This window comes from Hymenobacter daecheongensis DSM 21074 (genome assembly GCF_900141805.1).
GTDB lineage: Bacteria > Bacteroidota > Bacteroidia > Cytophagales > Hymenobacteraceae > Hymenobacter > Hymenobacter daecheongensis.
The window spans coordinates 221,256-246,275 of the sequence record NZ_FQYN01000002.1 but is presented as its reverse complement, the minus strand read 5'-3'; the positions used below and the strand labels follow the sequence as shown (position 1 = coordinate 246,275).

Annotated in this window: 22 protein-coding genes and 1 pseudogene; 11 read left to right on the top strand and 12 right to left on the bottom strand. The window is 59.5% G+C overall.

Features of this window, described 5'->3' with window-relative positions; translation table 11 throughout:
* Positions 1 to 42: 42 nt before the first annotated feature.
* Together BUB62_RS03955 and BUB62_RS03950 are read right to left on the bottom strand one after the other, a co-directional pair.
* Positions 43 to 648, bottom strand: coding sequence for an inorganic diphosphatase (locus tag BUB62_RS03955; RefSeq protein WP_073106462.1), 606 nt, complete (start codon positions 646 to 648; stop codon positions 43 to 45).
* 13 nt (positions 649 to 661) lie between these two features.
* Positions 662 to 3,658, bottom strand: a complete 2,997-nt coding sequence (locus tag BUB62_RS03950; RefSeq protein WP_073106459.1) for a M1 family metallopeptidase — start codon at positions 3,656 to 3,658, stop codon at positions 662 to 664.
* Positions 3,659 to 3,801: 143 nt separating this feature from the next.
* On the opposite strand from BUB62_RS03950, the gene BUB62_RS03945 reads away from it, so the two are divergent.
* Positions 3,802 to 4,197 carry a hypothetical protein gene (locus BUB62_RS03945; RefSeq protein WP_073106456.1) on the top strand — a complete coding sequence of 132 codons (396 nt, stop codon included), beginning with the start codon at positions 3,802 to 3,804 and terminating at the stop codon, positions 4,195 to 4,197.
* 93 nt (positions 4,198 to 4,290) lie between these two features.
* Here the strand turns inward: BUB62_RS03945 and rplS are convergent, their stop codons facing one another.
* The 8 genes from rplS to BUB62_RS03905 all read right to left on the bottom strand — a co-directional run bounded on the left by rplS (position 4,291) and on the right by BUB62_RS03905 (position 12,902).
* Positions 4,291 to 4,647, bottom strand: coding sequence for a 50S ribosomal protein L19 (gene rplS, locus BUB62_RS03940; protein WP_073106453.1), 357 nt, complete (start codon positions 4,645 to 4,647; stop codon positions 4,291 to 4,293).
* 250 nt (positions 4,648 to 4,897) lie between these two features.
* On the bottom strand, positions 4,898 to 5,572 hold the full coding sequence (gene trmD, locus BUB62_RS03935; protein WP_073106450.1) for a tRNA (guanosine(37)-N1)-methyltransferase TrmD: 675 nt from the start codon (positions 5,570 to 5,572) through the stop codon (positions 4,898 to 4,900).
* Positions 5,573 to 5,578: 6 nt separating this feature from the next.
* Entirely contained in the window at positions 5,579 to 6,193 is a 615-nt protein-coding gene (gene rimM, locus BUB62_RS03930; RefSeq protein ID WP_073106447.1) for a ribosome maturation factor RimM, read from the bottom strand.
* Between the two features lie 124 nt (positions 6,194 to 6,317).
* Positions 6,318 to 6,863, bottom strand: coding sequence for a 30S ribosomal protein S16 (locus BUB62_RS03925; RefSeq protein WP_073106445.1), 546 nt, complete (start codon positions 6,861 to 6,863; stop codon positions 6,318 to 6,320).
* A gap of 260 nt (positions 6,864 to 7,123) precedes the next feature.
* Positions 7,124 to 7,882 carry an acyl-CoA desaturase gene (locus BUB62_RS03920; RefSeq protein ID WP_073106442.1) on the bottom strand — a complete coding sequence of 253 codons (759 nt, stop codon included), beginning with the start codon at positions 7,880 to 7,882 and terminating at the stop codon, positions 7,124 to 7,126.
* 338 nt (positions 7,883 to 8,220) lie between these two features.
* Positions 8,221 to 8,934: an RluA family pseudouridine synthase gene (locus BUB62_RS03915; RefSeq protein WP_073106441.1), complete on the bottom strand. Its 714-nt coding sequence runs from the start codon at positions 8,932 to 8,934 to the stop codon at positions 8,221 to 8,223.
* Positions 8,935 to 9,054: 120 nt separating this feature from the next.
* The gene (gene panB / locus BUB62_RS03910; protein ID WP_073106439.1) at positions 9,055 to 9,870 is read right to left on the bottom strand and encodes a 3-methyl-2-oxobutanoate hydroxymethyltransferase; all 816 of its coding nucleotides are present in this window, start codon (positions 9,868 to 9,870) and stop codon (positions 9,055 to 9,057) included.
* 161 nt (positions 9,871 to 10,031) lie between these two features.
* The gene (locus BUB62_RS03905; RefSeq protein ID WP_073106437.1) at positions 10,032 to 12,902 is read right to left on the bottom strand and encodes a putative LPS assembly protein LptD; all 2,871 of its coding nucleotides are present in this window, start codon (positions 12,900 to 12,902) and stop codon (positions 10,032 to 10,034) included.
* 124 nt (positions 12,903 to 13,026) lie between these two features.
* On the opposite strand from BUB62_RS03905, the gene BUB62_RS03900 reads away from it, so the two are divergent.
* The 9 genes and pseudogenes from BUB62_RS03900 (at position 13,027) to BUB62_RS03855 (ending at position 22,457) form a co-directional block, all read left to right on the top strand.
* A complete protein-coding gene (locus tag BUB62_RS03900; protein WP_394333415.1) occupies positions 13,027 to 13,833 on the top strand; it encodes an N-acetylmuramoyl-L-alanine amidase family protein in 807 nt (268 codons plus the stop codon).
* A 66-nt stretch (positions 13,834 to 13,899) separates the two neighbouring features.
* Positions 13,900 to 14,163: pseudogene (locus tag BUB62_RS19770) on the top strand (MlaD family protein); the annotation flags it as partial.
* Between the two features lie 950 nt (positions 14,164 to 15,113).
* On the top strand, positions 15,114 to 16,742 hold the full coding sequence (locus BUB62_RS03890) for an acyl-CoA carboxylase subunit beta (RefSeq protein ID WP_073106434.1): 1,629 nt from the start codon (positions 15,114 to 15,116) through the stop codon (positions 16,740 to 16,742).
* Between the two features lie 19 nt (positions 16,743 to 16,761).
* Complete coding sequence (locus BUB62_RS03885; protein ID WP_073106433.1) at positions 16,762 to 17,316, top strand: hypothetical protein; 555 nt, start codon at positions 16,762 to 16,764, stop codon at positions 17,314 to 17,316.
* Between the two features lie 836 nt (positions 17,317 to 18,152).
* On the top strand, positions 18,153 to 18,719 hold the full coding sequence (locus BUB62_RS03875) for an acyltransferase (RefSeq protein ID WP_073106430.1): 567 nt from the start codon (positions 18,153 to 18,155) through the stop codon (positions 18,717 to 18,719).
* 28 nt (positions 18,720 to 18,747) lie between these two features.
* A complete protein-coding gene (locus tag BUB62_RS03870) occupies positions 18,748 to 19,548 on the top strand; it encodes an enoyl-CoA hydratase/isomerase family protein (RefSeq protein WP_073106429.1) in 801 nt (266 codons plus the stop codon).
* Positions 19,549 to 19,834: 286 nt separating this feature from the next.
* Positions 19,835 to 20,296, top strand: a complete 462-nt coding sequence (locus tag BUB62_RS03865) for a GNAT family N-acetyltransferase (protein ID WP_073106426.1) — start codon at positions 19,835 to 19,837, stop codon at positions 20,294 to 20,296.
* Positions 20,297 to 20,434: 138 nt separating this feature from the next.
* Positions 20,435 to 21,334 carry a DUF5694 domain-containing protein gene (locus BUB62_RS03860; protein ID WP_084538810.1) on the top strand — a complete coding sequence of 300 codons (900 nt, stop codon included), beginning with the start codon at positions 20,435 to 20,437 and terminating at the stop codon, positions 21,332 to 21,334.
* Positions 21,335 to 21,575: 241 nt separating this feature from the next.
* Positions 21,576 to 22,457 carry a transglutaminase-like domain-containing protein gene (locus tag BUB62_RS03855; RefSeq protein WP_073106424.1) on the top strand — a complete coding sequence of 294 codons (882 nt, stop codon included), beginning with the start codon at positions 21,576 to 21,578 and terminating at the stop codon, positions 22,455 to 22,457.
* Between the two features lie 178 nt (positions 22,458 to 22,635).
* On the opposite strand, the gene BUB62_RS03850 is transcribed toward BUB62_RS03855, so the two are convergent.
* Together BUB62_RS03850 and BUB62_RS03845 are read right to left on the bottom strand one after the other, a co-directional pair.
* The gene (locus BUB62_RS03850) at positions 22,636 to 23,238 is read right to left on the bottom strand and encodes a redoxin domain-containing protein (protein ID WP_073106421.1); all 603 of its coding nucleotides are present in this window, start codon (positions 23,236 to 23,238) and stop codon (positions 22,636 to 22,638) included.
* A 13-nt stretch (positions 23,239 to 23,251) separates the two neighbouring features.
* Positions 23,252 to 23,953, bottom strand: a complete 702-nt coding sequence (locus tag BUB62_RS03845) for a 4'-phosphopantetheinyl transferase superfamily protein (protein ID WP_143164016.1) — start codon at positions 23,951 to 23,953, stop codon at positions 23,252 to 23,254.
* Positions 23,954 to 24,063: 110 nt separating this feature from the next.
* Between BUB62_RS03845 and BUB62_RS03840 the strand changes: the two genes are divergently transcribed.
* The gene (locus BUB62_RS03840) at positions 24,064 to 25,005 is read left to right on the top strand and encodes a WD40 repeat domain-containing protein (RefSeq protein ID WP_073106419.1); all 942 of its coding nucleotides are present in this window, start codon (positions 24,064 to 24,066) and stop codon (positions 25,003 to 25,005) included.
* Positions 25,006 to 25,020: the final 15 nt, after the last annotated feature.

Here is a 25,020-nt window from a genome sequence, read left to right as displayed (position 1 = left end):
GTGCGAATTCTCTATCGTTATGTTTTATTCTTAGTGCCACCACTACCGCATGGCGGCGCGCACCTGCTGCTGGGCAAACCGCTCATCTTTCCAGCCCACGATGCGCACCTCGCCGGGGCCGCCGCGGTGCTGAAACCACAGCCGCAGAATTTCCTTGGCTGCCGGATAGCGTTGCGTAAACTCGGCCCAAGTGGCGGTTTCGGGCAGAATCTGCTGGCTGGGGCGGGCCGGGATGGCCAGCACCACTTGCTCCAGCAGCCCGGCCGCATCGAGCAGCAGCAGGCCTACGGGCAGCACCTCCACCACCGTGCCGGCCGGCTGACTTTCGGAGAGAATCAGCACGCCCAGCGGCCGACCCTGAGGAAACCCTGGGGCCGCAGACGTGCGCGTGCCGGGCACGAAACCGAAGTTGCCGGGATAAGGCAGAAACTCCACCTGCCGATCCTGGCCCGCCCGCTGAATACGGCGGAAGTCCTTGGTTTCCGGGTCGTATACCTGCTCGTGGTTGGTGCCGGCCGGTATTTCCACCACGGCCTGCAGCAGCTTCCGCTCCCGCGAAAAAGTGGGTAGTTGGGCGTAGTCGGTCTGGCAGCCGACTACGCCCAGGCTCCCCGTCCAGAGCAAAAAGGCCACGCGGGCAAAGCGCATAACGAAACGGGATTTATTGCGCCAGCTGCTCGTTCAGCAGACGAAACGGATTCACCTGGTTGAGCTTCAGCACAAAGCGGATCTGGTCGGTGAAAGCCTTGCGGCTGCCGGGGAAGCCGTTTTCGTACTGCGTGCCGGCTACGGGCAGATAGAACTGCAGCACGTCGCGCAGCACGGGCACCACCAGGCCGGCATCGTAGAAGATGCGCCGGGCTTCGGGCCGGCCGTTAGCGAGGGCAAAATACTCCTCCGTCGCGCCCAGATCGGCAAACACGCTCAGGCTGGTTACCGGCAGGTCGGCCTGCAGGTTGAGCGTGCTCAGCCAGCGCTGGCTGAATACGCCGCCCCGGCCGTTCTGCAGCGGCATGAAGCCCTTGAAGGCGCCGTCCTGATCGTCGGTCTGATGAACCTGGGCGGTGAGAGCCCGCGAAATCTGCTGGCGGTCCAGGAAGGCCGTCTGGCGGCGGTAGTCGGGGCTGCCGCTCAGGCCCAGCACGAAGCCGCTGGCCTCGCTCTGCAGAAAACGCCCCCCAAACAAGCGAGCCGAAAACCGCTTTTTGGGCGCGTAGTAGCGCTGGTAGGTGGCCGAAGCCCGCAGCAGCACGGCATTACGCGAGTCGGTTTCCTGACCAATGGATGAGGTCAGCTGGTTCAACTCTATAGTGGCCCCCCAGGTCTGGAGCGCGTTGCCGGCTTTCACGCCATATTCCAGCGTCTGAATGCTGGAAGTCTGATCCAGGTCCTGGTCTTTGATGGCCGTGTTGGCCAGCTTCAGCGTGTGCTGGGGCCGGTCGAAGGCGGATTTGGGGAGCATGAAGGTGATGCTGGGCTCCACTTTGCGGTAGCGCTCGAAGCGCTGCACCGTGAGGCCCGTCACAATTTGACGGGCCACGCCGCCGGGCAGCACGTTCACGTTCACAGTGGCCGTGCCGTTCAGCTCCTTCTGGTTGAAGCTGTACATGGGCATCAGCAGGTAGTTCAGATTTTTGGTCACCAGCGGGCTGTTGTAGAAGGCCACGCCCAGCATGAGCTTGTCGGAGGTGTTGGCGCCCAGCACCGGCAGCCAGTTCAACGTGCTGCGGTCCCAGCGCTCTATGCTGGCCAAGGGCTTTATCTGCAGCTTCTCGAAGCTGCGAAACGGGCCCTCGATCTTCAGGCGGTCGTCGCGGCGGTTTAGCTGGGGCGTGAGGTAGGCGGCATCTACTACCACAGCCATGGCTCCCTCGCGGCGGAAGTTGAGCTGGGTTTCATCCTCGCCATCTTCAGTATTGATAACCGGCGTCCACTGCGTTTCCAGAATCCGGCCCTGCGCATCCACAGTCGATACGGGCACGGCAAACGGGGCCGGCGAGTCGTTGCGCACCAGCACTTTCACCTGGCTGCCGCTCACTTGCATATCCGAAACCGTGGCATCGTAGTGCGCGGTGCCTTGCAGCATGTCTTTGAAAAACCAGTCCAGCTTTTGGCCCGTCGATTCCTCAAATACGGCCTGCATATCCTCGGGGTAGGGGTGGCGGAACTGCCACCGCTCGTAATAGGTGTGCATGGCCTTATCGAAGGCCTCCTGGCCCAGGTAGCCGGCCAGGTAGCGCAGCAGCGCCGCCGTTTTGCCATACACAATGATGCCATAGTTGAGTTTGCCATACGCCGCCGAAGCCAGGCCGCTCACGGGCTGATCGAGGCCGCGGCTGGCGGCGGCCTGGTAGGGCAGCTGGTTCAGGGCCGCGGCATTCAGCCCATCAATGCCAACCAGCGCCGCCACCTGCTTTGATTTCAGCACGCCGCTGAAGTCGCCCGCCAGCGAGTCGGTGCGGCTCTGCACGCGGTTTTCGACGTAGGAGTTTACGCCCTCATCCATCCACGGAAAGTCGCGCTCATTGGAGCCCAGAATGCCATAAAACCAGTTGTGGCCCACCTCGTGAATGATGGCCGACGGCATCGTGACGGTCACCATCGGGTATTCCATGCCCGAGCCGGCGCTCAGCGCGCCGTCCACGGCCGTGGCGGCCGAGTAGGGGTATTCGCCCACCCACTGCGAGTAGTAGGTCAGCGCTTCGTTCAACTCCTGCAGGCCCTTCACCCACTTCAGCGCATCGGTGTTGGTAAACATCACCCACGACGTGACGGCGCGGCCCGAAGGCAGCGTAACACCGCTTTTGAGTACGTTGAAGCGCTTATCAGCGAACCAGGCGAAGTCGTGCACGCGGTCCTGCTGGTAGCGCAGGGTTTTGGTTTCGGGTGCCGAAGCCGGGAAAGAGAGGTCAGTGCCGAAGTCGGCGGCGGTTTTCTTCAGGGCCGTAGCGGCGGCCAACTGGTCCAAGCGCTGCTGCTCATCGGGGTTCTGCAGCACGCCCGTGGCGCCCACAGTGTAGTTGGCGGGCAGCGTGATGCGCACATCGAAGGAGCCAAACTCGGAGTAGAACTCGCCCTGGTCCAGGTACGGCATCTGGTGCCAGCCCTTGCGGTCGTACACCGCCGGCTTGGGATACCACTGCGAAATCTGGTACGACTGCCCGACATGCCCGAAGCGCGAAAACGAGTCCGGAATCTTCACTCGAAACGGCGTGGTGATGGTGGCTTTGGCCCCCGGAGCCAGCGGCTGCGGCAGAATCAGCCGGGCCATATCGGGGTTCTTGGGGTCGTAGGTGAGCTGAGCCGGCTGGCCGTTTACCTTGAAATCGAGCTGGTCGATGGAGCCGCGCTGGCTGGCTTTGGCAAACTGGAACTTGCGGCTGCCATTGCGTAGCTGCTGCTGGGCAAAAGCCGTCGAGTTGTCCTTGTAGGCGTTGGGCCAGAGGTGAAACCAGAGGAAGGTGAGCTGGTCGGGCGAGTTGTTGGTGTATTGAATCTCCTCGGTGCCGGTGAGCAGGTGCTGCTTGTCGTCGAGGGTTACATCAATGGAATAGTTGGCTTCCTGTTGCCAGTAGGCCGTGCGGGCAGTGGCATTGCCCTGAGCCTGAGTGAGCAAGGGCAAGGCGGCCAGCATCAGGCCGGCAAAGAATTTTTTCATGTAGCAAAGCGAGATAAAACAAAAGCGTTGCGAAAGTACGTTTTCGGCCCGGAAAAGCTGCGTCGCCGATAACCCTACCCCGCGGGGTCCGTTAGGCTAAGCAGCCAAAGGCATTTTACCAAACCGCCAAAACTCCTGCTACTATGGAAAAGACTGAAGTTCAAAACCAGGTTCACCTCGATGCCGCCACTACTTTGCTGACCGGCAACCTGCTGGAAGAAGCAACCCGCGCCGGCCTCGACAACACCTTTCAGCGCTGGATTCAGGATCTGAAGGCCGCCGATAACCCGGAGCTGCATCAGCTCATCGTGGATATGCAGGACCTGAAGGCTCATTTCGGCTCCGGCACCTACGATAAGGATGTCATCGGCCGCCTGCTTACCCGCCTGGGCGAAAATACCCTCAAGGCCGCCGTATTCGCAGAGGGCAATACCCAGCCCCGCGTTGAAAAGCTCGGCGAAGCCCTGCTGGCCGCCGCCAAGCAAGTGCAGCATCCCGGCACTGCCAACACCGCTGAGCAGGATCTGCAGAATAGCTAAGGTTACCGCTTTTTACAAAGCATTAAGCACGAAAAAGCCGGCTCCTGAACAGGAGCCGGCTTTTTTGCTGGTTGTTTTCCCGAAGGAAGAGGCCTAACCGCGACGCTCTTTGATTTTGGCTGCTTTGCCCGACAGGCCACGCAGGTAGAACAAACGGGCACGGCGTACTTTACCGCGGCGCACCAGCTCGACTTTCTCGATGTTGGGCGACAGCAGCGGGAAAATCCGCTCGGTGCCGATCTGGTTGGAAATCTTGCGCACGGTGAAGGTCTCACCGTTGGAGTTGGGGTTCTTGCGCTGAATAACAACACCCTGGAACTGCTGAATGCGCTCCTTGTTGCCCTCGCGGATTTTCACGTGGACGTTAACGGTGTCGCCGGCGGCGAAAGCAGGGAAGCTGGCGCGGCGCTCCTGGGACTCCTGCTGGATAAAATCGAGTAGTACGCTCATGACTGAAAAAACTAGAAAGAGGACGGCGCCGCCGCCCGTGGGTTTCACTTAAAGAGGCGCAAATATAGCGCTCTGTTTTGATGATTACAACTGAGTTGAATGTGCGGGAATATGGAAATGTGGGAAATGTGGGAAATGAGCCCGAGAAGCCCTTTTATTTCCCCGGCAACCTAAGTAACCCAGCCGGTGCATCAGCTCACACTCAGTACATTTTCACATTTCCCCGCATTCCATCACATTACTTCACCTTCTATTCGAGCAGATCGGGGCGGCGCTGGCGGGTGCGCTCCAGCGCCTGCTCGTGCCGCCATACTTCGATCTGGGGCGTGTTGCCGGAAAGCAAAATGTCGGGCACTTTCTCGCCGCGCCACTCGGCCGGCCGCGTGTAGACCGGCGGGGCCAGCAGATTGTCCTGAAACGAGTCGCTGAGGGCTGATTCCTCGTTGCCGAGCACGCCCGGCAGCAGCCGCACGATGGCATCGGTAAGGATGGCCGCGCCCAGCTCGCCGCCGCTCAGTACGTAGTCGCCCACGCTGATTTCGTGGGTGATGTAGGCCCGGCGGATACGCTCATCGATGCCCTTGTAGTGCCCGCAGAGAATGAGCAGGTTTTGGGCCAGCGACCAGCGGTTCACGAGCGGCTGGCGCAGCGTCTCGCCGTCGGGCGTCATATAAATGACGGCATCGTAGGCGCGCTCGGCCAGCAGCGCGTCCAGACAGGCCGCAATGGGCTCCACGCGCAACACCATGCCGGCCCCACCGCCAAACACGTAGTCGTCGATCTGGCCGTGCTTGTTGATGGCAAACCGGCGCAGATCGTGCACATGAATTTCGGCCAGCCCTTTCTCCTGGGCCCTTTTAACGATGGAGAAAGCAAAGGGGCTGACCAGCAGATCGGGCTGGCAAGTGACGATGTCGACGCGCATGGCCGCTTATTTTTGGTCGGCCGGCTCGGCGTCGTCCAGCTCCGGACCGTCAAATTCGTCGGGCTCGTCCTTGTCGCGGGAGGCGGGCGTGAGGTACACGTCGAGCAGGCCTTCGGGCAGATTTACGAATACCTTTTTGCCCTCTTTGTCAGCGTGCGAAACCAGCTCGTCCACCACCGGAATCAGAATTTCCTGACCCTGGTAGCGCATACCCATCAGGTCCTGTTGGGGCATTTCGTAGAAGGTTTCCACCGTGCCCAGCTCGCCCAGCTTTTCATCCACTACGGTGTAGCCAATCACGTCATGGAAGTAGAATTGGTCTTCGTCCAGGGCGGGCAGCTCGGCCAGGGGGCGGTATAGTTTGGCGTTGCGCAGGGGCTCGGCGGCCTCAATGGTGTCGAAGCCCTTGAGCTTGAGCAGGGCGCGGTTGTCGGCGTGGGGCTGAAATTTCTCCACGGCGTACTCGGTCAGCTTGCCGGGCGCGGTGGGCATTTCCAGGTACACGGCCTTGAGCGTGCGGTAATCGTCGAGGTCGTCTACGTCCATGAAGGCCGTTACGAAGCCCTTCAGGCCGTGCGTTTTGCCAATGGAGCCCAGCTGGTAGCAGTCGTCGATGTTCATTGCGAAGGGGATGAAAGCGTAAAAAAAAGTGGGAAGCCAGAAAGCGGAAGTCGGGCGTGGGTACGCCGCTCATTCTCTTTCTGACTTCCCAGCTTTTAAAGTCGAACCTGACGCTTCGAAAAGCTTAGGCGCCGGCTTCCTCAGTCGTTTCGGTCGTAGCCTCAGCTTCGGTCGTCTCGCCTTCGGCAGCCGCAGGAGCTTCTACCGGAGCCGGCGTGTTCTTCTTGCGGATGGCTTCAGCGCGAGCTTCTTTCACTTTGGTTTCAGCCGCCAGCGCGCTCTTACGAGCTTCGTCTTTGGCCGAGCCCAGCGAGGTGCGTTTGGTTTCGATTTTAGCGTCCTTCTGCTCTTTCCAGGCAGTGAAGCGCTCATCGGCTACGTCCTGCGAAATAGCCCCTTTGATAACACCCAGCTGCAAATGCTTCCGGTACAATACGCCGCGATACGAAAGCATGGCGCGAACCGTATCGGTTGGCTGGGCACCCTTCATGATCCAATCGAAGGCTTTTTCGCCATCAAAGTTGATCGAAGCAGGGTTGGTGTTCGGGTCGTAGGTGCCGATTTTCTCGATGAAACGACCGTCGCGGGGGGCGCGGGCATCAGCTACTACGATGTCGAATTGAGCGGCCTTTTTACGGCCACGACGGGCGAGGCGGATTTTAACTGCCATAAACCGGGTTGGTTAAGCGACGCAGCTCGTGCGTCTGGTTGAAAATGAGGTGCAAAGGTAGGTAGGGGAATTAACAATTAAGAATTAAAAATGAAGAATTGACGGTATCTGTCCTTGCGAGGACGAAGGACGAAGCAATCCGTCCTCTGAAGTGTACGCAACTCTTTTTCAGCAGAAAGCCCTGACGCAAGGCATACGTCAGGGCTTTCTGGGTTAATCAAGGCGTAGCTGTCATTGCTTCGCTTTGCTCGCAATGACAGCTACGCCGCCACGCGCAGCTTCTGGGCCGTTACCTTGCGCTTGATCTTGATGATGTGGGCTTTATCCAGCATCCAGATAACGGAGTAGGTCGGGTCGAATTCCCACCACTTCACGCCGAAGTTGACGCGCATGGGCAGCTTGTGGTGGTTGTTCTGAAACAGCTCGCCGAAGGCCAGAAAGTCCAGGGCCAGCGTGTTCTTGCTGTGGTCGTGGTTGTCGAAGTTCTGGTAGCCGTACTTGTGGCCGCCCCAATTCACGATAGCACCGTGGATCGGGCCCATCAGGAAGTGAATGGGCAGCAGCAGATACATCCACCAGGCGGTGGCAAACTGCACGTAGAACAGCACATACAGCGCACCCCAGCCAATGCGCGAAACGGCGGTGGCGCTGAACCTCTCCAACGAAACCCACTCCGGATAGTCGCCCTCAAACCGCTCGGCGGCGGCATAGTTGCGGTTTAGCACGTCGTTGTAGATGTTCTTGGTCTTCCACATCATGCTGAAGGCATTCGACGAGAATAGCGGCGAGTGCGGGTCCATCTCCGTGTCGGAGTAGGCGTGGTGCATGCGGTGCAGCAGCGCATACGCCCGCGGCGACAGGAACGAGGAGCCCTGGCAGACGTAGGTGAACAGGAAGAAGAACTTCTCCCAGAACTTGTTCATCGTGAACATCTTGTGCGCCGCGTAGCGGTGCAGGTAGAACGTCTGGGTAAACAGCGACAGGTAGTAGTGCGCGACGAAGAAAATGAGGACTGGCATGGGCCGGTTGAAAGTTGGAAACGCAGAAAGGCAAGCGGGAAGCGTGGCTCGCAGAAGAGCAACGCCAGGGTATAAGTTCCTGTTGCACCTGCAAAACTACAGGCGGAACCGCCCGTGTTCAATAAATGCGCCGAAAAGACAAAATCTTATTCAGGCTGCTTTTTTTATCGGTCTGTCATCCTGTGCCCAGCGAAGGACCTTCCTCCGTTAAGCGACAAGCATTTTAAAATGAGCAAAGCCCTTTACCGTTGTAGCGGTAAAGGGCTTTGGGCGTTGAAAAGCGTTTCCCAGTAGTCGAAGAGGAAGGTCCTTCGCAGGCTCAGGATGACAGAGGGCCGCTACACGGTATAAAACGCCTTAGCCGCTTCCCAGTGCGGCATATCGGGCACGGGGGCGCGGAAGCACATGGCTTCTTTGGTGACGGGGTGCTCGAATTCCAACTGGCGGGCGTGCAGGGCGATGCTCACGTCGGGCAGGGGTGAGAGGAAGCCGTACTTCACGTCGCCGACGATGGGCGTGCCCAGGCCGGTGGCCAGCTGCACCCGAATCTGGTGCGGGCGGCCCGTGATGGGGTTCACCTGAATCAGAAAGCGGTTGCCGGCCGCGCCCAGCACTTGGTAGTCGAGGTCGGCTTTGAGGCCCTGGCCGTGGCGCTCCGTGTAGGCCTTGGTGGTGTTCCGAATGGGGTCTTTCACCAGCCAGTGGGTGAGGTGGCCGCTGACGGGCTCGGGACACTTGCCCACCAGCGCCCAGTAGGTTTTGGTCACCTTGTTGTCGCGGAACATCTCGTTGAGGCGGCTCAGGGCTTTGCTGGTTTTGGCCATCGCCACCACGCCGCTCACGGGTCGGTCGAGGCGGTGAACTACGCCCACGAAGGCCGCGCCGGGCTTTTTGTATTTGAAGCGCAGATACTCGGCGGCCTTCACGGAAAGCGGTTCGTCGCCGGTGTTGTCGCCCTGCACCAGGATGCCGGCGGGCTTGTTGAGAATGAGCAGGTGGTTGTCTTCAAACAGGATTTCTTCCTGCTCCGACCAGATATTCGGACGATTCACTTGAAGGGAATTAAAAATTAAAAATTAAAAATTATGAATTGGGTCTTGCCCCTTTCGGGAAAACGAATCGGGAGCAAAACGAAATAAATTTTAATTTTTAATTCTTCATTTCTAATTGATTTAATACGCTTCGTCCTGGGTGGGGAAGTTGTGGTCTTTTACGTCTTTCACGTAGCGCGTCACGGCGTCGCTCATCAGGTCGGCCAGTTCGGCGTAGCGGCGCAGGAAGCGCGGCTTAAACTCTTTGGTGATGCCCAGCATATCGTGCACCACCAGCACCTGCCCATCCACATCCGGCCCGGCCCCGATGCCGATAACGGGAATCGTGAGCTGCTCGGCTACCTGCTTGGCCAGCGCCGACGGGATTTTTTCGAGTACGATGGCAAAGCAGCCCAGCTCCTGCAGCAGTAGTGCGTCTTCGATCAGCTTTTGGGCTTCGGCTTCTTCTTTGGCCCGCACGGTGTAGGTGCCGAATTTGTAGATGCTCTGGGGCGTGAGGCCCAAATGGCCCATTACGGGGATGCCGGCCGTGAGAATGCGCGTGATGGACTCGCGGATTTCGGCCCCGCCCTCTACCTTAATACCGTGCCCGCCCGACTCTTTCATGATGCGGATGGCCGAGCGCAGCGCCTCCGACGAGTTGCCCTGATACGAGCCAAACGGCATATCGACCACCACGAAAGCCCGCTTCACGGCCCGCACCACGCTCTGAGCGTGGTAAATCATCTGATCCAGGGTGATGGGCAAGGTGGTTTCGTGGCCGGCCATTACGTTGGAGGCCGAGTCGCCGACGAGCAACACGTCGATGCCCGCGCCGTCGAGAATGGTAGCCATCGAAAAGTCGTAGGCCGTGAGCATGGATATCTTTTCGCCGCGCTGCTTCATGGCCAGCAGCTGGTGCGTGGTCACGAGTTTCACTTCTTTATGCTGCGACATTCTGGGGGACTTTGGAGTAAAAGGAAGGAAGGCGGCGGAAAGCCGGGGCCAAAAGTGCCAAAATTCCGGCAAATCGTGGCCGGAGCCGCTGCCGGGAGCCTGGTTTGGGGCCGTGGGCCAAAGCCTGCTGGCCGGCTACCGGGCCAGGTATCCGCCGCCCGCTAGCGGTTTAGGAAGCTGCGGTTGCGGTTCAGCTTCAGATCCTGCAGCAGCGACGACTTGGCCGCAATGGTCACGAAGTAGCCGCGCGTGGTGCCGAAGGGCCGCCAGTTGCCCGTAATCTGCCAGCAGTGCAGGTCGCGGAAAATATCGAGCGAGGTGAAGGATACTTCCTTGTTTTTAAAGTCGTAGCCGCTGCTGTAGCCCACGCGCAGGTTGTCGGTGAGCTTCACCGAGCCGCTCAGGTTGAGCGAGGCCGAGTTGAGAGAAGATGGGCGGAGGCGGCCGGCGCGGCTGGGCAGCGGACCTGGGTCGGCGTAGTTGGCCGTGAAGTTGGTGCTTAGCTCCCAGGGCAACTCAAAGTCCACGTAGTCCTCATACGGGTTTATCTGCTGCGGCGCGCCCAGCGTGGGGTCGTTGGTGGGCGCTACGGAGCGCGGAATGGCCGCTTTGCGCTGGCCCTGGGCCGGATTGAACTGGTAGCTCAGCGTCAGGTTGGCGGTGGAAAGCCGCACCAGCCGCCGCTTCGACTGCTCAAATAAATACTTGTTCAGAATGCGCCCGGTGGAGTCGCGCTGATAGAACTCGAAGTTGGCGTTGAGCAGCAAATTCAGCTTGCGGGCAATTTGGGTGCGGAACGTGCCCGACAGCGGCGACAGGCGCAGAGAGTCGGCCGCGAAGTTGTAGCCGGTGCCAAAATCGAGGCCATCAATCAGGCTCACTTTCTTGAAAGGCGTGGTGCCGGTGGTGTCCTTGGTGTCGCGCACCTTCATTTCCACCGAGTTCTGCACGTTAAAGCTCACCTGGCTCACCTGCCGGCCGTTGGGGGTGCCGTACAAAAAGCCCTGGTAGCGCGAAAAGCTGATCGGGTTCAGCAGCCGGGTATCGTCGCCGGGGTACTGCGGATTGGGCTGGTTGTAGCGCTGCCCCGAGCTGTTGGCCAGCTGGCCCAGGTTCGGGTTCAGGGCATAGTATTTCCGGCTGCGCGAAAAATCCGGCGAGTACTGGTAGCTCACGCTCGGCGTCAGCTTGTGCCGAATAGCCTCAATGGATTTGCCCTTAATCGGCAGCGTGCCATACACGTTGGTGCCCAGGTTCAGGCCCGCCGAGTAGGTATACACGCGGTTGAAGCCCCGCACCGTATCGATGCGCACGGCGCGGGCGGCCTCAATGAACTCGTAGTCCAGCCGCTTGCCGTACCAGGTTTCGCCGTAGTTCACCGAGGGCTGCAGGCTCAGGTGCTTGAGCACCGTGTAGCTGCCCAGCGAGAGCTGAAAGGCGTGCTGAACGCCGGTCTGGGCATTGCGCAAAAACGGCCCGATGTTCTTCAGATTCACGGGCAACCGGCTGCCCTGGGTACTGCCGCCCAGCAGCGGAATGCCGCTTTCCAGGGCCCGCGGCTGCTGGTAGTTGCTCAGCTTATTTTGACCCGTGAAGGTGTAAGCCACCGAAAACTGCTCGTAGAACCGGCCGCGCGGCGTGATGCCCAGCAGCTCATACGGGTACTGCCGCGCCACGCCCACCGTCACGTCGGGCAGGGTGAAATCCATAGCTCCGGTGCCGGTGTTCTGGCTCTGGCTCAGGTTCAGGGCATAGTTGATGGGCGAGTTGCGCACCTGCTTCTGGTAGCTGATAGTGGAGCTGAAGGAGGGAGTCAGAAAGCGCCGGGTGTCGTAGGAGTTCTGCTGGTTGTAGTCGGAACTGCCGGCCTGCACGTTGGCCGAGAAGCGCCCGCCGCCGGGGCGCGGCGTGGGCGAGTGGCTCCACGTCAGCCAGAACGTCTGGGGCGTGCGGGGTCGGCGGATCGGCTCATCCGTATTCACGGAAGTGGAGCGCACAATCTGGTCGGCGGGGCGCTGGCTGTAGGCGAAGTTCACCCGGCCATCGTAGGTGTAGCGCTTCAGATACTGCATCTCGGCCGTGGCGCCGAAGCCGCCAAACTGCGCCGCCCGGCCCGAGTAGATGTCGCCGGTGACGCGCACGCCGATATACTCATTGGGCACCCAGTAGTAGCCGCCGTTGCGCAGCGCAAAGCCCCGGTCATTGGTCTGGCCGAAGGTGGGAATGATAAGCCCCGAAGCGCGGCTTTTGCTGGGCATCGGAAAATACCCGAACAGAAAGCCCAGCGGCGTGGGGATGTCGCCGATAACGAGGTTGAACGGCCCGGTGACCACCTTTTCCTTCGGTATCACCTTCATCTTGGTGGCATTGATGAAAAAGTGTGGATGCTCCAGGTTGCAGGTGGTGTAGCGCCCGTTGCGGCCGAAAATCTCGTTCAGGTCGTTTTTCTTGATGGTTTCGGCATGCACGAAGCCTTCGCCTTCCGAAGTCACGGCATCCGTGATGCGGCCCTTCTTGGTCTTGAAATTGTAGCGGATGCGGCCGGCAGCATACACGCTGGCCCCGTCCTTGAACACGGGCTTGCCCTGCACTTTGCCGGTGGTGTCCTGGGCTCCTTCAGCCGTGAGCAGGTTGTTCTGGTAGTCCACGGTGATGCGGGCAGCCTTCAGGGCCATTTCGCCGTAGTCCACCGTGGCCTTATCATACAAGATGGCCTGCTTGTTCTGAATCTCGAACCGAATCGAGTCCTTGGCCGTGTATTTCACGGTGGTCTTGATGTCGCCCTGGGCCCCGGCCGCTATGCGCAGCGAGTCGCCGGTGCGGCGGGTGGTATCGATGGCGGACAGCGTGCGGGCCACGCGGCTGGCGCGGGTCGTGTCGGGCGGCAGGCGGTTAGTGGTGGGGCGGCCATCCACGTTCAGGCGGGGCACCACGGCGGGCACGGGGGCTTTGGCGGGGCGGCGCTGAGCCCAGGCCGCAGGCGTAGCACCCAGCCCAAGCAGCACCAGAAGCAGCAGAAACGCGGGGCGCATCGGGGGGCCGGGAAAGGAGAAAAAGGGGAGGCGGAAGGGCGCAGGCAATGCCACGTAGTTTTTAATCGTTTATTTTGTGGCTGTTTGCAAAGATAATGGGTAGCTCCCCCAACTAACGAACTCTGTGCGGAATATTGTCGCTCTTTGCGCTGCGGGCCTGCTTTTTCTCTCGGCTCCCACGCGGGCCGTGGCGCCCGGCACGCCGGGGCTGCCCCCCCGAAAATACCATTTGCGCACCGTAGTGCTCGACGCCGGCCACGGTGGCAAGGACCGCGGCTGCGCGGGTGTGAAGGCCCGTGAGGCCGATGTGGCCCTGAAAATAATTCTGGAGCTGGGCCGGCAGATTGAGGAAAATATGCCCGAGGTGAAGGTAATCTACACCCGCAAAACCGACGTATTTGTGGAGCTGGCCGACCGCGCCGGCATTGCCAACAAGCACGCCGCCGACCTGTTCATCTCGGTGCACTGCAACGCCAGCGCCCCGGCCGCTTTCGGCACCGAAGTCTGGACGATGGGGCCACACAAGACCGACGCGAACCTGAGCGTGGCCAAGCGCGAAAACGCCGTTATTCTGCAGGAAGACAACTACAAGGAGCAATACAACGGCTTCGACCCCACCTCGCCGCAGAGCCATATTCTGTTCTCGCTCTACCAGAGCGCCCACGTCGTGAACAGCATCCGCTTTGCCCAGAAGGTGGACAAGCAGTTCCGCACCACCGTAGGCCGCAGCTCGCGCGGGGTGAAGCAGGCGGGCTTCCTGGTGCTTTGGAAATCGACGATGCCCTCGGTGCTGATTGAGTCCGGTTTTCTGACCAACCGGGCCGAGGAGCGGTATCTGAACGATAAGTCCGGGCAGTCGTATATGGCAGCAGGAATCTACCGGGCCTTCCGGGACTATAAGAACGAATTGGAAGCTATGAACGGGGACTAAAGGGTGCGTACGCCTTTGCTGGTCCCTTTTCGTTGGCCCATCACCTCATTTATCAGCTGACCCAACGTGTCAAAAGAAATCAAAGTGGCCCTTTTGGGCATCGTCGCGCTGGCGGCCCTGTATGTTGGTTTCAACTTCCTGAAAGGCAGCAACCTGCTGTCGTCGGACCGGACGTATTATGCCAAGTACGACAACGTGGACGGCCTCACCATCGGCAACCCGGTGATTCTCAACGGTATCAAGGTAGGACAGGTGAAGCAGATGGAACTGCTGCCCGAAGAGCGCAACCGCGTGAAAGTGGCTCTGGAGCTACAGAAAGGCGTTACCGTCGGCGATTCTACCGTGGCCAGCCTGTCGGGCTCCTTGCTGGGCAGCAAGACTATTACGCTGTTTCTGGGCAAGAATTCCAAGACGTATGAAGGTGGCGAGGAGCTGAAATCCTACACCGTGGCCAGCATCACCGATGCCTTCCAGGCCCGCGCCCTGCCCGTGCTCGGCACCGTCGACTCGACCCTGATTAAGGTGAACAGCTTTCTGAGCAAAGATGCCCGCGTGAGCCTGCAGGCCACGCTGCTGAACGCCCAGGGCAGCACGGAAGCGCTGAAAAATCTGCTGATTATGAATCAGCGCAACATCAATGAGATTACGACCAACATGGCCAAGCTCACCAAAGAGCTGAACGTGACCAGCAAGAAGTTTGACCGCATTGCCGGCAACTTCGCCGTACTCAGCGACTCGCTCAAGAATGCGCCCGTCGGCCCGGCTATGCGCAAGCTGAACGCCACCATGACCGAAGCCCAGTCCGCCATGACCGGCGTGAATAAGGCCCTGACTGACCAGAAAGGCTCGCTCGGCAAGCTCATCAACGACACCACGCTCTACAACAACCTCAACGCCACCGCCGCCAGCTCCAACGCCCTGATAAAAGACCTGCAGGCCAACCCGAAGAACTACGTGCACTTCTCGGTGTTCGGCGGCGGCAAAGCTAAGAGCAAGACCGAAACCACCAAGAAGCCCGACGGCGAGGTGAAGGTGGAGCAGAAAACCGTGACCCCCGCCCCCGGCGTGCCAACTCCCCAATAACAGCCTATTGCGCCCAAAACCCGGAAACCGCTTACCTTTGAAATCCGCCCCCGGGCGGATTTTTTTATGCACGCACGGTGAGATAGTGAGATGGTGAGATAGTGAGTTTGATGTTCTGGTTGCGCAAACGGCGCAGTATGAACATCAAACTCACTATCTCACCATCTCACTATCTCACATCTTCCCTTCCCACCCGCATGGACCTCGAATTCAACAAGAACGAAGATCTTCTTAAACAACTCACTTTCCAGCTGCGCCAGAAGCTGCAGCGCGTGGCCCTCGGGGGCGGCGAAAAGCGCATTGCCGCCCACAAGGCCAAGGGCAAGCTCACGGCCCGGGAGCGGATCGACTACCTGCTCGACCAGGGCTCCGAGCGGTTTGAGGTGGCCGCGTTTGCCGGCGAGGGAATGTACCAGGAGGAGGGCGGCTGCCCCAGCGGCGGCGTAGTGGTGATGATGGGCTACGTGAAGGGCCGGCAGTGCGTGGTGGTAGCCAACGACGCCACAGTGAAGGCCGGGGCTTGGTTCCCGATTACGGCCAAAAAGAACCTGCGAGCTCAGGAAATCAGCATCGAAAACAAGCTGCCGATTATCTATCTGGTCGATTCGGCGGGCGTGTTTCTGCCCATGCAGGACGAGATTTTTCCCGACAAGGAGCACTTCGGCCGCATGTTCCGCAACAACGCGGTGATGAGCAGCCTGGGCATCGTGCAGCTGGCCGCCATCATGGGGCCGTGCGTGGCCGGGGGCGCGTACCTGCCCATCATGAGCGATGAGGCCATGATCGTGGACGGCAACGGCTCGGTGTTTCTGGCCGGGTCTTACCTGGTGAAGTCGGCCATCGGCGAGAGCATCGACAACGAAACCCTGGGCGGGGCCAGCACCCACTCCGAGATTTCGGGCGTCACGGACTACAAGTTCAAGGACGACGAGGAGTGCCTCGACCACATCCGCAACATCTTCGACAAGATGGGCGAGCTGCCCCGTGCCGGCTTCAACCGCGCCGCCGCCGCCGCGCCCGCGCTGGAGCCGAAGGAAATCTACGGCCTGCTGCCCAACGACCGCGCCAAGCCCTACGACATGATGGACATCATCAGCCGGCTGGTCGATAACTCGGAGTTTGAGCCCTACAAGGACCTGTATGGCCAGACGCTAATCTGCGGCTTGGCGCGCATCGATGGCTGGGCCGTGGGCATCGTGGCCAACCAGCGCAAAATCGTGAAGAGTAAGAAAACCGGCATGCAGATGGGCGGCGTCATCTACTCCGACTCGGCCGACAAGGCCGCGCGCTTCATCATGAATTGCAACCAGAAGCGCATCCCGCTGGTGTTTCTGCACGACGTGTCGGGCTTCATGGTAGGCTCGCAGAGTGAGCACGGTGGCATCATTAAGGACGGCGCGAAGATGGTGAATGCCATGGCCAACTCGGTGGTGCCTAAGTTCACCGTCATCATCGGCAACAGCTACGGGGCCGGCAACTACGCCATGTGCGGCAAAGCCTACGACCCGCGCCTGATCGTGGCCTGGCCCACCGCCCAGCTGGCCGTGATGAGCGGCGCCGCCGCCGCCAACACGCTGCTCCAGATTCAGGTGGCGGCCCTAAAGTCCAAGGGCGAAACCATCACCCCCGAAGCCGAAAAGGAGCTGCTGGACCGCATCAAGGCCCGCTACGAGGAGCAACTCTCCCCGTACTATGCGGCGGCCCGACTGTGGGTAGATGCTATTATTGACCCGCTGGAAACCCGCAAGGTGGTTAGCATGGGCATTGAAGCCGCTAACCATGCGCCGATTGAAAAGGCGTATAATGTGGGGGTGATTCAGGTGTGAAGAGGTCAAATCAGATACAATGAGCATCAAGCAGCAAAACGAGCTACTACCCCAGATTAGTACGACCACTAAATCGCTACTGATAGCAGGGGGGACACTTCTAGTGTACGACTATATATGTCGTGCTGCCAAAATCTATTTCTTCTGGGAAAGCGGAGTTATCGGCTGGTATCTGCTATTGCTTGGGGCTATTGGTCTTTTGCTGAATCGAATTGATGCAAAGAGTAGCCTAAAACAACCTGCTGTTGTTGAAAAGGTGGCCGCATTTGGGTTAGTGTTTGTTCTGGCCATAAAACTTATTGTTTTTGGCGCTTTTATTTTTAGTGACTCTTTTGAAACTGCTTCAACTTATTTGAAAAATAATGAGCGAATTAGAAATGAAATAGGCCCTGTGTCTGGTGTAATACTTCTTTCAGAAGGCGAAGTAAACACTACAAGTAACTCGGAAGGCGAGCAGGGCGAAGGTGTATTAAACTTGGTTGCTAAGGGCAGCAAGGAATACAAACAATTTGAAATTCATGTAGTAAAGAAGCGTGAAATGAGTGCTTGGCAAGTGATAGAAACAAAGGAGTGACCTCCTGGCCGGCTGCAACGGCGCGGGCAAAACCACGGCCGTCTACGCCCTGCTGCCCACCCTGCTGGGGTGCTGGGAGTTCGTGAATGCTGATAAAATTGCCCGGGGCCTGTCGCCGTTTCAGCGGTAGCCCCAGCGGGGCGGCATATCGGTAGCAACCCAGCGACTCGGAAACGGCCAAAGCCCCGGCGGGGCGACACCACTCGCTCAACGACGGTGCCGCCTCGCTGGGGCTTTGTAGTTATCAACTCTGCCTGAAACTACCTATGTTTCGCCCCGCTGGGGCTGGCAGGCGTGGAAGTAGAACCCGCGGCAGCGAGCCGCAGGCATTGTGGCCAAGCTGTAGTTTTCCTGGCGCTATGCCAGGCCTAAGGGTAAGGTTCCTCTGGCGACTGAATGGTGCTTAAAAGCATTTACATCGGAGCACTTCCGGTGGGAATGGGTCCAAAAGCATTTACATCCGAGCACTTCCGGTAGGAATGGGTCCAAAAGCAATTACATCGGAGCACTTCCGGTGGGAATGGGCCCGAAAACATTTCCATCCGAGCACTTCCAGCCGGGATGTGCTTAAACTAAATTCCGGGAGGGCTCTTCCGGCCGGAATGGGCTCTCCAATCACTCGGCTGCGCCGGGTGACCCTACACTTTGAGCAGTTGGGCTGCGAATACGGCTATGAGTCGATGCTATAATGGACCCGCTGAAAACCCGTAAGGTCATCAGCATTGAAGCCGCAAAGTATGCGCCAGTTGAAAAGCCGTATACTGTGGGCGTAACTCAGGTATAAAACATTGCCCACCGGAATTTGCTGGATTTCAACCCTAAACCTTATTTAGAACATGGCCTTTCTCACTCAGGAGCAGCTCCAAACTCTCGGTTTCAAGTCGCTCGGCAAAAACGTGCTACTATCGGACAAAGCCGCCGTGTACGGTGCCCAGAATATCTCCATCGGCGACAACTGCCGGATTGATGACTTCTGCATTATATCGGCGGGTGCAGGCGGTATCATTCTCGGGCGGCATGTGCACATTGCCTGCTATGTGTCGCTGATAGGGCATGCGTCCATCATCATTGATGATTTCGCCGGCTTGTCTGGCCGCACTTCAGTGTATTCCAGTTCCGACGACTTCTCGGGTGACTTCTTAACGGGCCCCACCGTGTCCGCTGACTTTACCAATGTGAAGCACGCGGCCGTGCACATCGGAAAGCATGTGGTAATCGGGGCCGGCACTGTGATTCTGCCCGGAGTAGAAATCGGGGAGGGAAGCGCAATTGGGTCTATGTCGTTGGTGAGTAAGTCGTGTAAGGCCTTTGGTGTGTACACCGGAGTGCCAGCCCGCTTCGCCAAGCGGCGCAACGACAAGATCATGGAGTTGGAACTGGCCTTTCTGGCTTCGAGCAAATAGTTATTCACTTCACAAGCGCGTCTCGGATATGGCTAAGCCAGAAAATTTGCTGACCAGTATAAGTGCGTCCGGCATTCTGACCGTTTCAGTCAACCGGCCCACGAAAATGAATGCTCTGAACATCGAAACCCTGCGGGAACTGGAGCAATGTTTTCAGGAGGCAGCCCAGAATGAGCACATTCGGGCCATTCTGGTGACCGGCGCGGGCGAAAAGGCCTTCGTAGCCGGTGCCGACATTGTCGAAATTGCCACTTTGACCTCGCACAATAGCCGTGGGTTTGTAGAGCGGGGCCAAGCCGTATTTCGCCTGATTGAGGAGAGCCGCAAGCCCGTGGTAGCCGCCGTCAACGGCTTTGCGCTGGGGGGTGGCTGTGAGTTGGCCATGGCCTGTCACCTGCGCGTGGGCAGCGACAAAGCAGTATTTGGCCTGCCGGAAGTAAGCCTGGGTATTACCCCCGGCTACGGTGGCACCCAGCGATTAGCCCAGATAGTGGGTAAAGGCAAGGCCTTGGAAATCATGATGACCGGCGACTTCGTGAAGGCCGAGGAAGCTTACCGCATCAGTCTGCTCAACATGCTGGTGCCCGTCGAGCAACTGCTGCCGCGTTGTTACGAGCTGCTTGACCGGATTCTGTCCCGGGCCCCGGTAGCCGTGGCCATGGTGCTACGGGCCGTCGATGCCTTCTATACCCATCCCGCCGGCTTCGCCACCGAGGTAGATGGCTTCGTGACCTGCTGCGAAACCACCGACTTTCTGGAAGGCACTACGGCTTTCCTGGAAAAGCGCAAGCCTAGCTTCACTGGGGCTATGCCCACCGCCGGAGCTTAAACTTCAGAGTCTGGACGCTGCCAGTTACGAGCTAATGGAATAGGTATAGTGGTCCATGTTGCTTCTGAAAAATATGCTTCTCCTGCATAAGAAGGCCACTTAAATATTTACAAAGCAATTACATCGGAGCACTTCCGGTGGGAATGGGCCCGAAAACATTTCCATCCGAGCACTTCCAGCCGGGATGTGCTTAAACTAAATTCCGGGAGGGCTCTTCCGGCCGGAATGGGCTCCCCAGTCACTCGGCTGCGCCGAGCGACTGGGGAGCTTTCAATTCTCTTGCCCCATGCTCACCCTCACCCGCACCACCTCCGACAATCCCGACTTCCGCGCCCTGGCGGCCCTGCTCGACCACGACCTGGCCGTGCGTGATGGCGCCGACCACGCCTTCTATGCCCAGCTGAACAAGGCGGCCATTCTGCAGCATGCGGTGGTGGCCTACCGCAACGGGGAGGCCGTGGGCTGCGGGGCTTTCCGGGAATTTTCTGCCACCGAGGCGGAGGTGAAGCGCATGTTTGTGCAGCCCCCCCAGCGGGGGCAGGGCATTGCCGGGCAGGTATTGGCCGAGCTGGAACGGTGGGCCGCCGACGAAGGCTACATGGCCTGCGTGCTCGAAACCGGCCGGAAGCAGCCCGAAGCCATCCGGCTCTACGAGAAAAGCGGCTACGCCTACATTCCCAACTACGGGCAGTATGCGGGCATGTACAACAGCGTGTGCTTTCGCAAGGCGCTGGGCGCGAAGCAATAGGGCGGCACCGTCCGGTAATAAGGAAACGCTGATTCAGATAAATTCCGCGGCGCGGGCAACGGCAGGCCGGTTTTGCGCTTCCTATGGCTGGTGTGGGCCGCGCCATGGGCCACTAGTACACTTATCTTTTACCATTACATGAAAAAAGCACTCCTGACCCTGGGCCTGCTCGCCGCCCTCCTCCCGGCTGGTTTCGGGCAAAGCACCAAAGACCTCGTCAAAGCGCTGGAGGCCGCAAAGCCGACCCCGCAGGTGGAAGTGCTGCTGCTGGGCAGTAGCCACTTTGGGCAGAGCGGCTTCTACAAGGACGCCCCGAAGGCCGACCTGTTTTCGGCCCCGCGGCAGCAGGAAATAGCCGAAATCAACCGGCTGCTGGCCAAGTTCCGGCCCGACATGATCATGATTGAGGTTACGCCCCAGGAGCAGCCCACCACCGATAGCCTCTACACCCTCTACCGCACCGATAAACTCCAGCTCGAAAGCCTACCCTACGGCCGGGCCGAGCAGTTTCAGTTCGGCTACCGGTTGGCCAAGCAGCTGGGGCACCCCCGCGTGTACGCCGTGGATGCTTACGAGGGGATTTCCAACCGCATCCTGCAGAATGGCACCAACATCGACGGCTTCACCAAGGACTGGGCACTGTTGTCGAACGTAGGGAAGCAGGCCGAAACCCGCTTCAAGCAGGGCCAAATCTCGCTCCGAGAGTTTCTGGGCTTTACGAACTCCCCCGCCATGCTCGATCTGGTCTATCGTAGCCTGCTCGTCAACGCGGCCCGGGTAAAGCAGGGCACGTTTGTGGGCCTGAAGCCCGAGGATGCCGCCAAAAACGTGACGGACCCCTACTACATCGGGGCCGAGTACATGTCGATGTTCTACGAGCGGGAGGCGAAGATCTACTCCAACATCGTGACGGCCCAGCAGGCCAACCAGGGCAAACGCCTGCTCGTGGTAATGGGCAGCCGCCACGCCGCCACGCTGAGTCGCATCTTCGCCAACGACCCCGAGTATAAAGTAGTGCCGGTGAGCAAATACTTGTGAGCGGGAGATTGGATGCCTTGAGCAAACCGCTGCAAGGGCCCGGCCGCCGGGGCTTCGTCTCCTCACTTATTCCCCGGCTTGTCCGATATTGCCGTCCAATTGCCCAGGAGCGGGGCCGCTGAACAATATCGGGCCCCCATGCTGTTGATGAACAAGGGCCACCGCGCCGGGCCGGACCGCCCGGTTTCGCGTTTTTCTGGCCCTTGTACTCGGGTAGCATCCGGGCCATTTCATCTGCTGAATGACGAATAAAGAAATCAAAGCCCTTATTTCCCTGCTCGACGACCCGGAAATTGCACCCCAGATTCAGGGCAAGATTCAGTCGTTGGGCGAGAGCATCATTCCATTTCTGGAGGAGTCGTGGGAGGAAAGCCTGGACCCGCAGCAGCAGCAGCGGCTGGAAGATTTGATTCATAACCTGCAGTTTGAGGGCCTGCAGCAGCGCCTGCGCGTGTGGCGCGACTCGGGCGGCGAAAACCTGCTCGAAGGCATGTGGCTGCTCAACTCCTACCAGTACCCCGATGCCGACCTGCAGGCCCTGGGCCGGGCCATCGAGCAGCTGCGCTTTGAGGTCTGGACCCTGCTGCGCCCCGACATGCACCCCGCCGACCAGGTGCAGGCCCTGAACTACGTGCTGTTTCGCACCCATAAGTTCGCGGCCAACACCCAGAACTTCCACTCCCCGGCCAACTCCATGCTGCACCTGGTGCTGGAAACCCGACGCGGCAACCCGCTCACACTCTGCGTGATTTACTTACTGGTGGCCCAGCGGCTGAATCTGCCCATCTTCGGCGTGAACCTGCCCAACCTGTTCGTGCTGACCTACCAGCCCCAAGATCTGGCCGTGCTGCCCTTCTATATCAACTGTTACAACCGTGGCCTGATCCTGTCGCGCACCGACATTGAGCACTACGTGGCCCAGCTGAACCTGTCGCCGAACGACATTTTCTACGAGCCCTGCTCGCACCTCGACATCGTGCGCCGCGCCCTGCGCAACCTGATGATGAGCTTCGAGAAGATGCAGGAGCCCGCCAAAGCCGCCGAAGTAGGCAAGCTGCTGGCCATCCTCACCGACGATGCCGCCGCCCAGGATACCGAGCCCCAGGAAAACGACGGCGAGTAGATATCAGCTCCTGTCATTGCGAGGACGAAGGACGAAGCAATCTGTCCTCTGAAATGTGCAAAACTTCTTTTCAATACAAAGCCCTAACGTAACGCATACGTCAGGGCTTTTCGGTTTACAAAGCTTGGCTCATTGTCCAGGACGGATTGCTTCGTCGTGCCTCCTCGCAATGACAGGTTTATGGCTTCTTAATCAGGCAGCCGGCGGCGCGCTTATCGGCTACGCCGACGGGCTTGCCGGCCAGAATGTTGTCGAGGGCCTGGGCCAGGAAATGCTCTTTTACGTAGCCCTCCACCTGGGCATTATCGTCGATGGCACCTTTGTAGCGCACGGCGAACCCGTCGCCGGCGGGCGTGAGCAGAAAGGCTTCGGGGGTTTTGGTAGCGCCCAGCAGGGTGCTGGCTTTCTGGCCTTCATCGGTAAGATAAGCCAACTCGGTGCCAACAGTTTTCACCTTCAGCTTTTCCGCTTCCGTGTCGGCGCTGGCTTCCAGGTTGATGGGGGCATTGATGAACAAAAACTCCACGCCGCGGGCGTCATAGCGGGCTTTTAGATCGTTGAGGCGGTTCTGGTAGAGCTTGGAGAAGGCGCAAGTCGGGTTTACGAATACGACCACCACAGCCTTGCTTTTAGCATAGCTGCGCAGCGAAACCTCCGCATTGGCTGAGTTTTTCAGCGTAAAGTCGCTAACGGAAGTGCTTTGGGCGCGGGCTGTAGACACGGCCAGCGTGCCGAAAAGCAGGGCTACGGCGGCGATAATCGAGATTCGGCGAAAAGACATCAGGGAGGGAAAATCAGTGAAGATGGGTAGGCGCGTCGGGCTCGAAGCAGTACGTAAGTACGTAATCGGCGGCCAGGCGCTGGTAATGAATCTGGTGTTGGCTGCGGAAGTTTTCTGTGAGCAGGTGTCCCGTCAATACACCAGCCTCCCGCAGCCCAAACGGATTGAGCTGAATTTGCTCCTTAAACACCAGGCCCCGGCGGCTGTGCAGCTTATAAAGCGTCTCCTTGGCACTCCAGTAGAGACTGTTTTTGGCTTCGTCAGCGCCGGCATCGGCCCGCTCGGTTTCCGATAGAAACCTGGGAGCCAACATTTGAGCTTTGGCCCGGATCAGTTCAACATCTGTGCCAACCCGCCCGCGCCGGGCCACCACAGCCGCCGCCCACTCGCCCGAGTGCGACAACGACACGGCGAAATCGGGCAGCTGCTCGAAGAAGGGGCAGCCGTTGGCATCGTTGCGGAGCAGGGTGGGGGCGGGGGTCAGCTCACGGAGCACTGTGTGGGCCAGCGCCCGGCCGGCCAGCCATTGCAGCGTGCGGTTTTCGTCGCGGCCGGGGGGCTGCAGCGGGGCATACTGCTCGCGTTGCGGCACCAGGGCCAGCAGGTCGGTGGGTAGCTCCGTGAGGTGCCAGAGGCCCAGCAGCGCATCGGGCGCGAGCGGCAAAAGGGTGTGCAGCGGCATGAGCAGGTAATAAAAAGGGGGTGAGACGGCCATGCAAAGCAAGCAAATGGCCCGCAGATTCGGGCCGGCCGCAAATTGGGCGGTAACTTTCGGCCCCGCGGCGGCCTTGGGCCGGGTGCGGCCGTCGCCCAAACCTGCTTCTCATGCCCAGCCTTTTCCGCCCGCAGATTCAGAAACTGGCCACCCTCACCGGCCACCGCGACTGTGTGTACGCGCTGGCCGGCAGCCCCGACGAGCCCACGGTTTTCTCAGCCGGCTCCGATGGCTTCGTGGTGGCCTGGAACGTGGAAGAGCCCACGCACGACGGCGAGCTGGTGGCGCGGGTCGAAAACTCGGTGTATGCGCTGCGCCATCTGCCGGAGCGCGACCTGCTGCTCATCGGGCACAACTACCAGGGCCTGCAGGTGATTTCGCTGGCCGCGAAAAAGCTGCTCCACGCCACCGCTCTGCCGCCGGCCGCCATCTTCGATATCGTGCATTCGCCGGCCCGTCGCCGCGTGTACGTGGCCCTCGGCAACGGCACGCTGGCCGTGCTGCACGACGATGATTTTCGGGTGGAAAAGCTGCTGCGGCTATCAGAGAAAAGCCTGCGCTGCCTGGCCCTGCACGCCGGGCGCAACGAGCTGGCCATCGGCGGCAGCGACGCGCTGATTCGCATTCTGGATGTCGATTCGCTGGCGCTGAAATACACCGTGGCGGGCTCTATTAACTCGGTTTTTACGGCCGCCTATTCGCCCGACGGGCGCTTTCTCGTCACGGCCGGGCGCGATGCCCACCTGCGCGTGTGGAACGTGGCAGCGGGCTACACGGAGCGCCAAAGCATTGTGGCGCATTTGTTTGCCATCAATCACCTGGCTTTCAGCCCCGATGGGCAGTACCTGGCTACGGGCAGCATGGACAAATCCATCAAGCTCTGGGATGCCGACACGTTTCGCCTGCTGCGCGTGGCCGACAAGGCCCGCAGTGCCGGCCACGGCACCTCCGTAAACAAGTTATTTTGGTCGGGCCGGCATAATCGGGTAGTTTCGTGTAGCGACGACCGCAGCCTGGCCGTTTGGCAATTATCAATGAGCAATGAGCAGTGAGCAATTTCGCTCCGC